The sequence below is a fragment of the Kytococcus aerolatus genome (assembly GCF_900187395.1).
In the GTDB taxonomy this organism is placed as follows: Bacteria; Actinomycetota; Actinomycetes; order Actinomycetales; family Dermatophilaceae; genus Kytococcus; species Kytococcus aerolatus.
The window spans coordinates 741,577-754,926 of the sequence record NZ_FYEZ01000001.1; the positions used below are offsets into that span (position 1 = coordinate 741,577).

The window sequence follows — 13,350 nt, forward strand, 5'->3', positions numbered from 1 at the left end:
CCCCCGAGCCAGCAGAGGTCCCATGTCTTCCCGCATCCACCACTCCGGCCTGCGTTCCAAGGTGATGTCCGCCGAGGAGGCAGCCGCCTTCATCCGGCCCGGCACCACGGTGGGCATGAGCGGCTTCACGGGCTCCGGCTCCCCGACCGCCGTCCCGCTGGCCCTGGCGGAGCGGATCCGGGCCGCGCACGACCGGGGCGAGGAGTTCCGGATCAACCTCCACACGGGTGCGTCGACCTCCCCGGAGATGGATGGCGCTCTGGCGGAGGTCGATGGCGTGGCCCTGCGGGCCCCGTTCCAGTCGGACCCGGCGATGCGGGCCAAGATCAACGCCGGCGAGATCGACTACGTCGACACGCACCTCTCCCACCTGGCGCAGACGGTGTGGAACGGCTTCTACGGCCCGATGCACACCGCGGTCGTCGAGATCTCCGCGATCCGCGAGGACGGGACCCTCGTCCCGAGCTCCTCAGTGGGCAACAACAAGACCTGGCTCGACCTGGCCGAGCAGGTCATCCTCGAGGTCAACTCCTGGCAGAGCGCCGACCTCGAGGGCCTGCACGACGTCTACTACGGCACGGCCCTGCCGCCGAGCCGCAAGCCGGTGATGATCACCGCCCCGTCGGACCGGATCGGCCAGCCCTACTTCGAGGTCGACCCGGCCAAGGTGGTGGCCGTCGTGGAGACCCACGCGCCGGACCGCAACTCCCCCTTCAAGCCGGCCGACGACGACTCGATCGCCATCGCGCAGCACCTCATCGAGTTCTTCGAGCACGAGGTGGCCCAGGGCCGCTACGACGAGCGCCTGCTGCCCCTGCAGTCGGGCGTGGGCAACATCGCCAACGCCGTGATGGCCGAGCTCGTGAAGTCCCGCTTCAAGGGACTGACGGCCTACACCGAGGTGGTGCAGGACGGCATGCTGGACGCCCTGGACTCCGGCACGCTGGCGACCGCCTCGGCGACCGCCTTCTCCCTCTCGACCGAGGCCGCCGAGCGCTTCAACGACACCGTTGCGGCCTATCGCGACAAGCTCATCCTGCGCACCCAGGAGATCTCCAACCACCCGGAGGTCGTCCGCCGCCTGGGCATCCTGGCCATGAACGGCATGCTCGAGGCCGACCTGTACGGCAACGTGAACTCCACCCACCTGATGGGCACGAAGATGATGAACGGCCTGGGCGGCTCCGGCGACTTCGCCCGCAACGCCTTCACGTCCTTCTTCCTCACCCCGTCGACCGCGAAGAACGGCGACATCTCCTGCATCGTGCCGATGGTCTCCCACGTGGACCACACCGAGCACGACGTGCACGTGGTGGTCACCGAGCAGGGCCTGGCCGACCTGCGCGGGCTCTCCCCGCGGCAGCGTGCTCGCCTGATCATCGAGAAGTGCGCCCACCCGGACTACCGCCCGGCGCTGGAGGACTACTACGAGCGGGCCCTCAAGGGCTCCGACGGCCTGCACACGCCGCACCTGCTGGGCGAGGCGCTCTCCTGGCACCAGCGCTTCCTCGACACGGGATCGATGAAGCAGGGCTGATCCGGGCTGGCCCCGGCTGCCCCGAGCACTCGGGCAGCCCGACCTCAGGGCAGGTCCAGCTCGACGGCCTCAGGCCGCTCGATCCCCGGGGCGCGGGAGGCGAGGAAGTCGAGATAGCGTTCGTCCTCCATCGCGAAGATCTCCGGCCCACCCCCCCATGTAGGCGCGCATCAGCTCGTCCGCGGCCCGGTCGGTGTTGCCGAGCTCGAGCTGGGCCTGCCCCAGCCGCAGGTGGATGAACGGGTTGCCGATCGCCCCGGGGCAGTGCATGCAGGCACTCAAGGCCTCCTGGGCGGTGGCGTAGTCCCCCCCCCCGCTGCATCTGCACGTCGCCGATGCTGGCCAGGACCCAGGTGGCCTCCGGGCGCGAGAAGCGGGGCGCGGGCAGCAGGTCCCACGCCTGGTCGTAGGTCTGGACGGCCTCGTCCGGCCGTCCGTCCTCGAGGAGCTGGTTGCCCCGCTCGCACACCTGCTCGACCTGATCCCTCCACGTGGTCATGGTCATCCCCCTCCGTGATCGATGTGCCGGCGTCCTGCCGATGCCGGTCACCCCAGCAGCCGCGTGGCCAGCTGTCCACCGCCTCGACGGAGGACCGTGCCGCTCCGCCGGCGCTGGAGGAGGGACCGGCCCAGCCCGAGGGCTGCGTGGCCCCGGTGGACGCGCACCAACGATGACTGGCAAGGAGGGGCTGAGCAGGCCGAGGCGCCAGGTTCACACCGAGGAAGTCGCTCATGCCCGAGGCAGGAGAGGCCCCGCCGCACAGGAGTCAGGCCACCACGAGGACCAGCCGGGGGACGTTTCCGTCAAACCGGGCCAGGACGTCGGTGGTGCTCGGGTCCGGCAGCGGGCGGTCCGTCGACCCGCTGGGTCCCGGCCAGAAAGCGCATCAGCAGGGGCAGGCACAGCAGGTAGGCCACGGTGAGCAGCAGCGCGACGGCCGCCACCCCGACGTGCACGTCACGGCCGTCAGGGTGGGGGTGGTCAGTTGGTCACGCTGCCACGCGGCGAGCCCCGGGACGTGGCGCATCCCCAGGCCGACCGCGAGGGCCGCGAGGAAGAGGCCGAGCGCCGGGAGCAGCGCCGTCGTGCGCGAGGTCGATGCGCTCAGCGTCCCCATCCCTCCGGCGCCTCGCGGGTCTCAGGCGAAACGGGTCCCGAGCTGCGGGTCGAACAACCGGTACCCCCGCCCACGCATCATCTCGATGCTCGCGTTGAGCTGCTCGCCCTCCGCCCCGTAAGTGGTGAGCTCGGCGTGCTGGTCCCCCAGGTACACCTCGACCGCCGGGGTCCCCTCCGGGTCGGCCCCCGGCGGGTGCAGGAACTGGTGGTCCCAGCTCCAGCCGGGCAGGCCGTCGGCGAAGGCGTCCACGATCTCGTCGCGCGACACCGCGGTGACCCCGTCCACCGGGCGGCCCTCGTCGAGCGCCGCGTACACGTCAGCGGCGTCGAGGTCGTCCCCGCCCGCCCAGAACACCAGACTCGTACTCATGAGTGGCAGCCTGCCCGGCGGGCGGGCGGGGAGCAACGCCTTGCCCTCTGTCAGGCATCGATGAGGAGCGCCAAGGACTCTCGGATCTCGCTCAGGGCCACGTGCCCCACGTTGCCGTGGGACTCCACGATCCGCACCGTCGCCACCGACCGCACGTGCTGGCACTGGGCCGCCGACGCCACGTCCAAGCCGTTGTGCGGATCCGCCTCGAGGGTGATCTCCACCGCCGACCGCCGCAGAGTACGGGTCAGCGGCACGACCTGCACCACGTTCGGACCACCACTGAGAATCCGGCCGGCCGTCACCACCACCGCGGGCCGACGCAGGCCGGCCTCGCTGCCCAGGGGCACCCCCAAGTCCACCGTGACGACATCACCGGGTGTCAGCATCGAGCCATGCCGTCTCGTCGTCGCGCAGCTCGGCGGCGAGCTCGCGCGCCATCGCGTCCTGACGAAGCGCCCGGAGAGCATGTTGCACCGTCTCGTCCACCGACTCGCGCCGAGCCCTGGCAAGAGTCGTCAAACGGCGATGCGTCTCCCTGCTGACGCGAACGGTGGTGGTCTCGACCATGCGTGGATCGTAGTTGATGTAGACGAGGCCGTCTACACGGGCTCGGCGAGTGCGCCCGCGCTGGCAGCCCCCCCTTTGGGTCAGCGGACGCGGGTCGCCCGGCGGAATCGATCCTGGCCGATGGTGAAGGCCTGCCCGGACACCTGCTCCTCGAGCTCCCGACTCTCCAGCTCGCGCTTCCCCACCCTGACCAGGAGCTGCTGGTGGTCCCTGGTGACGAGGTAGTAGGGGTCGTGACGGCTGACGGCATCCGCGACGGACAGCAGGCCGAACGGAGCGTTGGAGAGGAGCGCGAGCACGTGACCGGCGCGGTCTCCATCGGGTACTTCGACGCCGAGCACGACACCACCACCCAGTACGGCCACGTGGACATCGAGAACGGCGTGCGCGCCGACGAGAGGTCCGTCTACGAGTGGGGGTCCACCACCAAGCTGCTGGTGTGGGTGGCGATCATGCAGCTCGAGGACCAGGGGAGGCTCGATCGCAGCGACCAGGTGTCCGACCACCTGGAGGGCACGGGACTGACCTTCGAGAAGTCCTTCACCCTGCAGGACCTCATGGACCACCGGGCGGGCTTCGCCGAGATCGCCTACCCCCCGGAGACCACCGACCCTCCAGGACTTCCTGACCTTCGGCCGAGCGCTCCTGCCGGACACCGACGGGTCCCGCGCCCTCTTCGACGACCCGGCCACCCTCACCGAGCTCTTCTCGGGCAGCATCCACTACGCGGGGACCCAGATCGTCCGGAGCTCCAACGGGTGCGCCCCAGCACCTGGCTGACGATCGTGCTGGTCATCAGCCTCGCGAACGTCCTGTACTGGCGCTGGATCCTTGCGTGAGACGTGGGGATTGACGAGCCCCCGGACTGGGCTACGGCGATGAAGGCCACACAGAGGCGTCAGTTCGCCGGCGAGATCCCGCCAACCGACGACTCACCCCTGATGAGAGGAAGATTCATGGCTCACCTGCAGCTCGGTGACACCGCCCCCGACTTCATCGCCGACAGCCAGCTCGGCGAGACCGCGTTCCACCAGTGGAAGGGCGACTCCTGGGCCGTCCTGTTCTCCCACCCCGCCGACAAGACCCCGGTCTGCACCACCGAGATGGGCCGCTTCGCCCAGCGCGAGGAGGAGTTCACCAAGTGCAACGTCAAGCTCGTCGGGCTCTCCGTGGACACCGTCGAGGAGCACAAGGCATGGATCCCCGACATCGAGAAGTTCGCCGGCGCCGAGGTCAACTACCCGATCCTCGACGACGCCGACAAGAAGGTCTCGGAGCTCTACGGGATGATCCACCCGGGCGAGGGCGACACGAACTCCGTGCGCGCCGGGTTCGTGGTCGACCCCGAGCACACGATCCGCCTGATCCTCATGTGCCCGAAGTCGACCGGTCGCAACGTCGACGAGATCCTCCGCGTGGTCGACGCGCTGCAGACCGCCGACTCCGCCGGTGCCGCCACCGGCGCTGACTGGAAGGTCGGGGACCGCATCATCGTCCCGCCGACGATCCCCACCGACGAGGCCCGCGAGCAGTTCGAGGACGTCGAGGAGATCTACCCCTACCTGCGCTTCACGACGGGCCGGAAGAAGTAAGGCACGCCCGCACCATCCGTCGGCCCCGTCGTTCCGCGGCGGGGCCGACGCGTGTCGCACAGCACCGCCCACGACGTGCCGACCCCCGCGGATACAGTGCCCGCCATGAGCGCTTCGGGGATGCTCGACTCCCCCCTGACCACCACCCTGCAGGCGTTCCGTGCAGCGTCTCCGCCCGGCGCGGACGAGGACGTCCACATGGTCCCGGCGATCGTCGACCACGTCATCGAACGCCTGAGCAGGCCCGGCGACACCGTGTTCGACCCCTTCGCCGGGTTCGGCACCACCTTGGAGCGGGCCGTGCGGCTGGGACGGCGGGCTGCCGGCGTCGAGCTCCTGCCGGAGCGCGTGGAGTACATGCGCGCCCGCACCCCGGGGGCCTGGGTCGCCGAGTGCGATGCGCGGGACCTGCGGCCCGTGGCGCAGGGGCTGGCGGGCGGCGTCGATCTCGTCGTGAGCTCGCCGCCGTACATGACGATGACGCACCACGAGGCCGATCCCCTCACGGCCTACGAGGAGTCGGGCGGCGACTACGCCCGCTACCTCCGGGAGCTGGGCCTGGTGGCCGAGCAGTGCGCGCGACTCCTCACCCCGGGCGGACACCTGGTGTGGAACGTGGCCGACATCCTCCACGAGGGCGTCCGGACTCTGCTCATCGACGACTGCGCCCGGGTGCTCGACGCCCACCTGACCCGTGAGGCCGTCGTGCCCATCGAGTGGGACGAGCTGCCGCACGACCTCGCGGCGGACGCCCTACTCATCTTCCGTCGGGCCCCAGCCCCGGCCGGGAACGCCGTTCGCAGCGAGCGCCCCTCCCGGGTTGAGGAGCGGCCGCGGGATCTGCGTCAGACGTTGAAGCGGAACTCCACCACGTTATGGACACTACTAAGGTGAGGAGCACTCCGGCTTGACTCCGCTTGACAGGCTAGATTGGATCGCGCCAAGTCCTTAATCACCGCGACCGCAAGGTGTTTGAGGAGGGATCACCCCACGTGGGCTGGGGTGAGCAGCGCATAGTCAGCACCGGGTAGCGCCGGGAACCACGTCGAGATTGAGATACAGACGACCCGGCAGGGAGTGACTTCTCCCGTAAGGCACGGAGGCTCGACAGGGCCCAGTGGAGCATCGCGCACGGCGACCGGGAGAGTAGCCGGACAACTATCCCCCCGTCTCCGGACAGTTCAAGCTGTCTGGAGTTGCCATGGGGTACTCCCCGCCTCCTTCGTCCGATCTCACTCACTACATCACGCTCCAGGAAGTCGTCTCGCTCGGCTACGGCGCGTATCAGACCCTCCGGGAGTGGATCGCTGACGGTCGGCTGCCCGCAGTCAAGATCGGTTCCCGCATCAAGGTGCTGCGCACCGACCTCGACGGGACTGCTGAGGGTGTCACGGGGCACTAGGCTCGGCGCATGCAGCAGACCACCGAGTACCAGCCCGGCCTGACCATCCGCACCCTGCGCCTCGAGGCGCCCGTCGACCACGGCCTGGCCCGGCCTCCGGCGATCGGCCCGGACGCCCCGGCGGACGTGGCCCTGCCCGCAGACACGCTCGAGCTCTTCGCCCGCGTGGTCACCGGCACCGACGGGGCGGACAAGCCGTACCTGGTCTTCCTCCAGGGCGGCCCGGGCGGCGAGGCCCCGCGTCCCTCGCTCACCACCTCCACCCCCTCCTGGCTGCGGCGGGCCCTGCAGGACTACCAGGTGGTGATGCTGGACCAGCGGGGAACGGGCCTGTCCACCCCCGTGGGCAGCACCCTGGGGCCGCGCCGCACCGCGCCCGGGCTGACCGGCGTCCTGGCCAGCACCACGCCCGCCCAGCAGGCCGCCTACCTGCAGCACTTCCGGGCGGATTCGATCGTCGCCGACTGCGAGCTGGTGCGGCAGGCCCTGGGCGCAGAGCAGTGGACCGTCCTGGGGCAGTCCTTCGGCGGGTTCACCTCCCTGCACTACCTCGCCACGCACCCCGAGTCCCTGGCCGGTGCGCTCATCACCGGGGGTCTGCCGCCGGTGGACCACACCATCGAGGAGGTCTACGGCACCACCTGGGAGCTGATGATCGGGAAGTCCGAGGAGCACCACCGCCGCTTCCCCGGCGACCGGGCCCGCCTCGCCGAGCTCACCGAGCGTGCCGCCGCGGGGGAGATCGTCCTGCCGAACGGCGACGTCGTCTCCCCCGAGCGCTTCCGGACCGTCGGCCACGGGCTGGGCATGTCCTGGGGCTCCGAGCGGCTGCACCACCTGCTGGAGCGCGACCACACCTCATCAGCTTTCGCAGCCGACCTCGAGGGGATGCTGCCGTTCGGCGGCCGCAACCCCCTGTACTCGGTCCTGCACGAGTCCTCGATGGCAGACGGCGTCTCCACCCGCTGGGCTGCCGACCGCACGATGCCCGATGCGGTGGCCGCCGACCCGACGCTGTTCGGCGGGGAGCACCTGCACCGGTCGCTGTTCACCGAGGACAGCCTGCTGGCCCCGTTCGCGGAGGCGGCCGACCTGCTGGCCGAGGTCGAGTGGGCGGAGCTCTACCCGGCCGAGGCGCTGCGCCGGGCTGACGTGCCCGTGGCCGCGGCGGTCTACAGCAACGACGCCTACGTGCCGCGCGACTTCTCGCTGGAGGCGGCCGCGCTGCTGCCCGACGCCCGGGTGTACGAGACCAGCGCGCACGAGCACAACGGGCTGGGCGCCGGCGAGGACGTGTTGGACCACCTCATCGGACTGCTGCAGGGCACCCGCTGGCGGTGATCGCCGGCGAGTGCCCTGCAGGGGTGGGGCACTCGGCCCACGGGACGCGCGTCAGGGGGTCATGACCACCTTGAGGCAGTTGTCCTGCTTCTTCTGGAAGACCTCGTACATGCGAGGCGCCTCCTCCAGGGAGACCCGGTGGGTGGCGAGCTGCTCCAGACCCAGCAGGTCCTCGCTGCGGTTCGCCACGTCGAACAGCTCCTGGGTCCACTGCTTCACGTGGCACTGGCCCATGCGCATGGCGATGCCCTTGTCGAACATCGTCATCATCGGCATCGGGTCCACCATGCCGCCGTACACGCCAGAAACCGAGACGGTGCCGCCACGGCGGACCGCCTCAATGGAGGAGTGCAGGGCCGCGAGGCGGTCGATGCCGGCCTTCTCGATGGCGGGCCGACCGAGCGGGCCCGGGAGGTGGGCGACGGCCGAGATCGCCTTGTGGGCCACCGGGTTCCCGTGCGCCTCCATGCCCACGGCCTCGAGGACGGAGTCGGCGCCACGGCCACCGGTCATCTCCCGGATCGCCTCGCCCACCTTCTGCGGGTCGCGCCCGCCGCCGTCCACGTCGCGCAGGTCCAGCACCTCGGCGCCCCAGGCCTTCGCGGCCTCCAGGCGCTCGGGCACCAGGTCCACCCCGATCACGCGGGAGGCCTCCCCGAGCTTCAGCGCGGAGCGAACCGCGAGCTGACCCACCGGTCCCAGGCCCATCACGGCCAGCGTCCCACCATCGGGGACGTTCGCGTACTTCACACCCTGCCATGCGGTGGGCAGGATGTCCGAGAGGTAGAGGTAGCGCTCGTCGGCGCCCTCGTGGGGCACCTTGACGGGGCCGAACTGGGCCTGCGGCACACGGACGTACTCGGCCTGCCCGCCGGGCACGGCGCCGTAGAGGTCGGTGTACCCGAACAGCGAGGCACCCTTGCCCTGCTTCGTGTTCTGCGTGGTCTCGCACTGGGCGAACAGACCGCGGGAGCACATCCAGCAGTGGCCGCAGGAGATGTTGAAAGGCACCACGACGCGGTCGCCGACGGAGAGGTGGCCGGCGGCCTCGGGCCCGACCTCCTCCACGATGCCCATGAACTCGTGGCCCAGGACGTCGCCAGGGTGGAGGAACGCCCCCAGGACGGAGTAGAGGTGCAGGTCGGAGCCGCAGATCGCGGTCGAGGTGACGCGGACGATCGCGTCGGTGGGCTGCTGGATGGTGGGGTCCGGGACGTCCTCGACGCGGACGTTGGAGTTGCCCTGCCAGGTGAGCGCGCGCATGGTGATCTTCCTTGCCCGGCGCGGTGGCCGGATGGGGGTTCCTGCTCTGTCTGGGTTCAGGCTAGGGCCGATGCCGTGCCCCCGCACGGGGCACGGCGGGTCCGCCGTGCCCCTACGGTGGAGCCATGCACACCACCGTGCCGGCCACCACCCCCTCCACCCAGCCCGGCGAGCGCACCCAGCCCGCGGCGCCCAGCGGCCAGCAGCCCCTCGCGCTGGTGATGGGAGCCTCCCGCGGGCTGGGACTGCTCTGCGCCGAGCAGTTCCTCCAGCACGGTTACCGGGTGGTCCTCTCCTCCCGCAGCCGGGACTCCCTCGAGGCCGCCCGCGACCAGCTCCTGGCCGAGTACCCCGGCGCCACGCTGGACGTCGCACCCTGCGATATCTCCGATCGGGCGGCCGTGACCACACTGGTGGAGCACGTGGAGCGGGACCTCGCCCCCATCGAGGTGCTGCTGACCGTCGCCGGCATCATCCAGGTGGGCCCCGTGCAGGCGATGACCCTGGAGCACTTCGACCAGGCCGTCTCCACCATGCTGATGGGCCCGGTGAACCTGACCCTGCAGGTACTGCCCCACATGCGCGAGCGCGGCCGCGGCCGCATCGGCACCGTGACCAGCGTCGGCGGCAAGGTGGCCCCGCCGCACCTGCTGCCCTACTCCACGGCCAAGTTCGGTGCGGTCGGCTTCAGCGAGGGGCTCACCGCCGAGCTGGCCGGCACCGGCATCACGGCCACCACCATCGTCCCGGGCCTGATGCGCACCGGTTCGCACGACGCCGCGCAGTTCACCGGCGACGTGGCCCGCGAGTTCGCGTGGTTCGGCCCCTCGGCCTCCTTGCCCCTGCTGGCCATGGATGCCGAGCGTGCCGCCGAGCGGATGGTCCACGGCGTGCTCGAGGGGCACACCCACGTGATGCTGTCCCCGGTGACCCAGGTCGGCTCCCGGGTGCACGGCCTGGCGCCCTCGTTCACCACGCGGCTGATGGGGCTGGCCAACCGGGTGCTCCCGACCGCCCCGGCCGTGGACCCGCTGGGCCCCGGCACCACCGTGGAGGGCCGGGTGGCCCGCCAGGGCCTGACGGGTCGCGCTCGCCGGGTGGTGGACGCGCTCTCCACCCTCGGCGACCGCGCCGGGGAGCAGAACAACGAGCGCTGACCCCCGCCGGGGCCGCGCGGACCTGCGGCACGATGGCGCCATGCAGATCGTGAGCACCGAGGCCGGGACTGCTGTAGGTTTGGTTGACACTTCGGGTGTGGTGTTTCAGGCCGCGTGAGCGGGCCAGTAGATGGTCTCAAACTCGATCGGGGTGGTCTTGCCCAGAGCCCGTTGCCGGCGTCTGCGGTGGTAGGTCCGCTCGATCCAGGTGACGATGGCCAGCCGGAGCTGCTCCCGGGTGGCCCAGCGGCGGCTGTTCAGGACGTTCTTCTGCACCAAGGCGAAGAAGGACTCCATCGCGGCGTTGTCCGCGCTGGAAGCCACACGCCCCATGGACCCGGTCAGGCCATGCCGGTGCAGCGCGCAGAGGTACGTGCGCGACCGGAACTGGCTGCCCCGGTCGGCGTGGACCACGCACCCGGCGGTGGTGTCGCGGCCCCGGCGGGCGATGGCCATCTCCAGGGCGTCGACGGCCAGCTGGGAGGTCATCCGGTCATTGATGGAGTACCCCACGATCCGCCGTGACCAGACGTCCTTCACGGCGCACAGGTACAACTTCCCCTCGGCCGTGGGGTGCTCGGTGATGTCGGTCAACCACAACCGATTCGGGGCCTCGGCGGTGAAATCGCGCTGGACGAGGTCGTCGTGGACCGGCGGGCCGGGCTTCTTCCGTCGCCCCCGGGTACGGGAGTGCGCGGAGACGATCTGCCCCTGGTGGCAGATCTTCCACACGCGTCGCTCAGACAGGGCATGACCGGCGTCCGCGAGTTCATCAGCGATGAATCGATACCCCAGTCCAGGGTCCTCGGCGTGGATCTCGTACGCGGCGTTCATCGCGTAGGCATCCACCAGGTCCCGGTCGCTGACCGGGTGGGCGCACCAGGCGTAGAACGCCTGCGGGGAGAACTTCAGCACCCGGCAGGCCACCGTGACGGGGATCCCGTCAGCGGCAAGGTCACGGACCAGCGGGTAGGTCATTTGGGGGACTGGCCCAGCTTCAGGTTCGCCTGTGACAGGTACGCCGCTGCTCGTCGTTCTCCTGCTCCAGCAACCGGTTACGGCGCTTCAGGGCACGCACCTCCTCGGACTCGGCCTTGGTCACGCCCGGACGGGCGACGTCCGCGCCGGGCTCGTCCACACTTTCACGCATTCCGAGGGCGCCACCACCTCCGACTTCGTCCGCACCGCCATCCTGGAGAAGATCGAGGACTCCTACGACCTCCAGGAGCTGCGCAAGGCGATCGCACAGGACTCGGGCGAGCGCTTCAGCATCGACGAGATCCTCACCGAACTCGGCTGATCCACCGACCCACGCGCCGTCGGCAAGGGGCTCACCGCGAACCGCTCGAGCGAGTGGCGCTACCGCGTGGGTTCCTACCGCATCCTCGCCCTCATCCACGACGACGTCGTCACCATCGAGGTCTTCGCGATCGGCCGCCGCGACAAGGTCTACGACGGCTGAGCCAACGGGTCACACGTTGAAGCGGAACTCCACCGAGTTTCGTTGGATAGAGCCATCATGCGACGCACTGCCCTAACTAATGCCCGATGCGCCTGAGGACGAGCCGGCCAGCTTCCTACCTAGTTCATCAACTGAGTTCATGGTGTTGCTGAGCACGACCACGCCCCGCCCACGGCCGGGACAAAGACTCATCCAGCTGCTGAAGCCACCAGTCATACCGTTGTGCCACACCAGCGAGTCCTGGTCGATATGCCAGCCGTAGCCGATACGAAGACTGCCGTCGACGACAGCAGCCGGCTCCAAGGCACTCGCGCCAGGAGCGGTGCCGTCCAGCAGAGCCTGCAGGTATCGGGTCATGTCAGCGAGAGTTGATCGAACACTGCCACTGGGCGCTTCAGCGCCCAAGGTCCAGGGCGCGGCCCGCCTCCCCCACATGATCGAGTAGCCGCGGGGCGCATCGGCTGGAAGTGATCTTGGATCTGCCGGAACGAAGCTGTCGACCATCCCCAGTGGTGCGAACAATCGTTCCTCCAGCAGCCGAGGGAAGGTCGTCCGGGAATGGCGAACCAGCGCCTGCCCAAGCAAGGAGTACCCGAGATTGGAGTAGGCATACTCCTTCGGCCCCACGCGAGACCGTCGCGCATCCACGACCAGTCGCTCGAGAGTCACCGACGAACTGGGGTCATGCACGAGCAATGGCCAGAGCACAAGCCCGGCGAAGTTGCGCCAGGTGCTCGCCATGTCAGGCAACCCGCTTGTGTGCGTGGCAAGCTCTTCCAGCTCGACGGCGGCTACCTCGCTGCCCTCCAGCTCGAGGAAGGCCCCCAGCAGGGCCCGTCGGCTGATTTCACCGCGCTCCACCATGTCGGCGAAGACTGCGGCCGTCATGGTCTTGGTGATCGAACCGATTTCGTACTGTGTGTGACGATCTGCACCGAAATGAGCTTCACGGAGTACACCATCGTCGATTACCGCAATACTGGCCCGGCCTCGAGGACCATGCGATCGTCGAAGAATCGCCTCGGCTTCGCGGATGAGCCAAGAGTCCCCTGATGACGGGCTGCACAGGTTCGGAGTTCTGGCTCGGGCGAATACCTCGAAACTCGCCGCCCCCGCCATCACCAGGCCCGCCCCGACAGCCAGCCGCCTGCGCGAGCTCACGCGACCTGCAGCGGCTTGATCTCAGCCACCTGATCGGCCACGCGGTCCTCCGCCAGCTCCAGCTCGTATCGACTCTGCAGGTTGAGCCAGAACTGCGGCTCAACACCGAAGTAGCGACCCAGGCGAAGTGCCGTGTCCGCGGTGATGGCTCGCTTGCCGTGCACGATCTCGTTGATCCGCCGCGGCGGCACCCCGATCGACACGGCGAGCTTGTGCTGCGTGATGCCGAAGCCTTCGATGAAGTCCTCCATCAGGACCTCGCCAGGGTGGATCGGCGCGTAGAGCTTCTCAGTCATGGTGCACCTCAGTGGCAGTCCTCGATGATCAGGTTGAGCGTCTGGGATCAAGGAGTAGCAACATTCAGCATCTCGAGCC

15 protein-coding genes and 2 pseudogenes are annotated in these 13,350 nt (G+C 69.6%); 9 read left to right on the forward strand and 8 right to left on the reverse strand.

Features of this window, described 5'->3' with window-relative positions; genetic code table 11:
- Positions 1 to 22: 22 nt before the first annotated feature.
- A complete protein-coding gene (locus CFT82_RS03400) occupies positions 23 to 1,537 on the forward strand; it encodes an acetyl-CoA hydrolase/transferase family protein (protein WP_088817649.1) in 1,515 nt (504 codons plus the stop codon).
- A gap of 1,139 nt (positions 1,538 to 2,676) precedes the next feature.
- On the opposite strand, the gene CFT82_RS03410 is transcribed toward CFT82_RS03400, so the two are convergent.
- The 4 genes from CFT82_RS03410 to CFT82_RS11670 all read right to left on the reverse strand — a co-directional run bounded on the left by CFT82_RS03410 (position 2,677) and on the right by CFT82_RS11670 (position 3,896).
- A complete protein-coding gene (locus CFT82_RS03410; RefSeq protein WP_143469470.1) occupies positions 2,677 to 3,027 on the reverse strand; it encodes a hypothetical protein in 351 nt (116 codons plus the stop codon).
- A 50-nt stretch (positions 3,028 to 3,077) separates the two neighbouring features.
- A complete protein-coding gene (locus tag CFT82_RS03415; protein WP_088817651.1) occupies positions 3,078 to 3,416 on the reverse strand; it encodes a type II toxin-antitoxin system PemK/MazF family toxin in 339 nt (112 codons plus the stop codon).
- Complete coding sequence (locus tag CFT82_RS03420; RefSeq protein ID WP_088817652.1) at positions 3,400 to 3,597, reverse strand: hypothetical protein; 198 nt, start codon at positions 3,595 to 3,597, stop codon at positions 3,400 to 3,402. Before CFT82_RS03420 ends, CFT82_RS03415 begins: the two co-directional genes overlap by 17 nt.
- A gap of 80 nt (positions 3,598 to 3,677) precedes the next feature.
- Positions 3,678 to 3,896: a hypothetical protein gene (locus CFT82_RS11670; protein WP_159461840.1), complete on the reverse strand. Its 219-nt coding sequence runs from the start codon at positions 3,894 to 3,896 to the stop codon at positions 3,678 to 3,680.
- Between CFT82_RS11670 and CFT82_RS03425 the strand changes: the two genes are divergently transcribed.
- From CFT82_RS03425 to CFT82_RS03445, 5 genes are all read left to right on the forward strand, one after another.
- Entirely contained in the window at positions 3,897 to 4,436 is a 540-nt protein-coding gene (locus CFT82_RS03425; protein WP_159461841.1) for a serine hydrolase domain-containing protein, read from the forward strand. It begins immediately after the preceding gene.
- 117 nt (positions 4,437 to 4,553) lie between these two features.
- Entirely contained in the window at positions 4,554 to 5,189 is a 636-nt protein-coding gene (locus tag CFT82_RS03430) for a peroxiredoxin (protein WP_088817654.1), read from the forward strand.
- 105 nt (positions 5,190 to 5,294) lie between these two features.
- Positions 5,295 to 6,083, forward strand: coding sequence for a TRM11 family SAM-dependent methyltransferase (locus CFT82_RS03435; RefSeq protein ID WP_088817655.1), 789 nt, complete (start codon positions 5,295 to 5,297; stop codon positions 6,081 to 6,083).
- Positions 6,084 to 6,390: 307 nt separating this feature from the next.
- Positions 6,391 to 6,591, forward strand: a complete 201-nt coding sequence (locus CFT82_RS03440; RefSeq protein WP_143469471.1) for a helix-turn-helix domain-containing protein — start codon at positions 6,391 to 6,393, stop codon at positions 6,589 to 6,591.
- Positions 6,592 to 6,600: 9 nt separating this feature from the next.
- On the forward strand, positions 6,601 to 7,932 hold the full coding sequence (locus CFT82_RS03445; protein ID WP_088817656.1) for an alpha/beta hydrolase: 1,332 nt from the start codon (positions 6,601 to 6,603) through the stop codon (positions 7,930 to 7,932).
- A gap of 51 nt (positions 7,933 to 7,983) precedes the next feature.
- Here CFT82_RS03445 and CFT82_RS03450 read toward each other — a convergent pair whose 3' ends face one another.
- The gene (locus CFT82_RS03450; protein WP_088817657.1) at positions 7,984 to 9,195 is read right to left on the reverse strand and encodes a zinc-dependent alcohol dehydrogenase; all 1,212 of its coding nucleotides are present in this window, start codon (positions 9,193 to 9,195) and stop codon (positions 7,984 to 7,986) included.
- A gap of 125 nt (positions 9,196 to 9,320) precedes the next feature.
- On the opposite strand from CFT82_RS03450, the gene CFT82_RS03455 reads away from it, so the two are divergent.
- Positions 9,321 to 10,352: an SDR family NAD(P)-dependent oxidoreductase gene (locus CFT82_RS03455; protein WP_088817658.1), complete on the forward strand. Its 1,032-nt coding sequence runs from the start codon at positions 9,321 to 9,323 to the stop codon at positions 10,350 to 10,352.
- 105 nt (positions 10,353 to 10,457) lie between these two features.
- Here the strand turns inward: CFT82_RS03455 and CFT82_RS03460 are convergent.
- A pseudogene (locus CFT82_RS03460) lies at positions 10,458 to 11,445 on the reverse strand (IS3 family transposase); the annotation flags it as partial.
- On the opposite strand from CFT82_RS03460, the gene CFT82_RS12185 reads away from it, so the two are divergent.
- Both CFT82_RS12185 and CFT82_RS11995 read left to right on the forward strand, forming a co-directional pair.
- Positions 11,392 to 11,652, forward strand: coding sequence for a DUF6290 family protein (locus tag CFT82_RS12185; protein WP_268807419.1), 261 nt, complete (start codon positions 11,392 to 11,394; stop codon positions 11,650 to 11,652). The pseudogene CFT82_RS03460 and the gene CFT82_RS12185 overlap by 54 nt on opposite strands.
- A gap of 21 nt (positions 11,653 to 11,673) precedes the next feature.
- Positions 11,674 to 11,814 (forward strand): annotated as a pseudogene (locus tag CFT82_RS11995) (type II toxin-antitoxin system RelE family toxin); the annotation flags it as partial.
- 72 nt (positions 11,815 to 11,886) lie between these two features.
- Here CFT82_RS11995 and CFT82_RS03475 read toward each other — a convergent pair.
- The gene (locus tag CFT82_RS03475) at positions 11,887 to 12,975 is read right to left on the reverse strand and encodes a serine hydrolase domain-containing protein (RefSeq protein ID WP_088817661.1); all 1,089 of its coding nucleotides are present in this window, start codon (positions 12,973 to 12,975) and stop codon (positions 11,887 to 11,889) included.
- A complete protein-coding gene (locus CFT82_RS03480) occupies positions 12,972 to 13,271 on the reverse strand; it encodes a HigA family addiction module antitoxin (protein WP_088817662.1) in 300 nt (99 codons plus the stop codon). The genes CFT82_RS03475 and CFT82_RS03480 overlap by 4 nt, the downstream gene beginning before the upstream one ends.
- Positions 13,272 to 13,350: the final 79 nt, after the last annotated feature.

Coding starts and splice junctions, on each gene's coding strand:
- CFT82_RS03400 (WP_088817649.1), top strand. CDS start 23: ATGTCTTCCCGCATCCACCACTCCGGCCTGCGTTCCAAGGTGATGTCC.
- CFT82_RS03410 (WP_143469470.1), bottom strand. CDS start 3,027: ATGAGTACGAGTCTGGTGTTCTGGGCGGGCGGGGACGACCTCGACGCC.
- CFT82_RS03415 (WP_088817651.1), bottom strand. CDS start 3,416: ATGCTGACACCCGGTGATGTCGTCACGGTGGACTTGGGGGTGCCCCTG.
- CFT82_RS03420 (WP_088817652.1), bottom strand. CDS start 3,597: ATGGTCGAGACCACCACCGTTCGCGTCAGCAGGGAGACGCATCGCCGT.
- CFT82_RS03430 (WP_088817654.1), top strand. CDS start 4,554: ATGGCTCACCTGCAGCTCGGTGACACCGCCCCCGACTTCATCGCCGAC.
- CFT82_RS03435 (WP_088817655.1), top strand. CDS start 5,295: ATGAGCGCTTCGGGGATGCTCGACTCCCCCCTGACCACCACCCTGCAG.
- CFT82_RS03440 (WP_143469471.1), top strand. CDS start 6,391: ATGGGGTACTCCCCGCCTCCTTCGTCCGATCTCACTCACTACATCACG.
- CFT82_RS03445 (WP_088817656.1), top strand. CDS start 6,601: ATGCAGCAGACCACCGAGTACCAGCCCGGCCTGACCATCCGCACCCTG.
- CFT82_RS03450 (WP_088817657.1), bottom strand. CDS start 9,195: ATGCGCGCGCTCACCTGGCAGGGCAACTCCAACGTCCGCGTCGAGGAC.
- CFT82_RS03455 (WP_088817658.1), top strand. CDS start 9,321: ATGCACACCACCGTGCCGGCCACCACCCCCTCCACCCAGCCCGGCGAG.
- CFT82_RS03480 (WP_088817662.1), bottom strand. CDS start 13,271: ATGACTGAGAAGCTCTACGCGCCGATCCACCCTGGCGAGGTCCTGATG.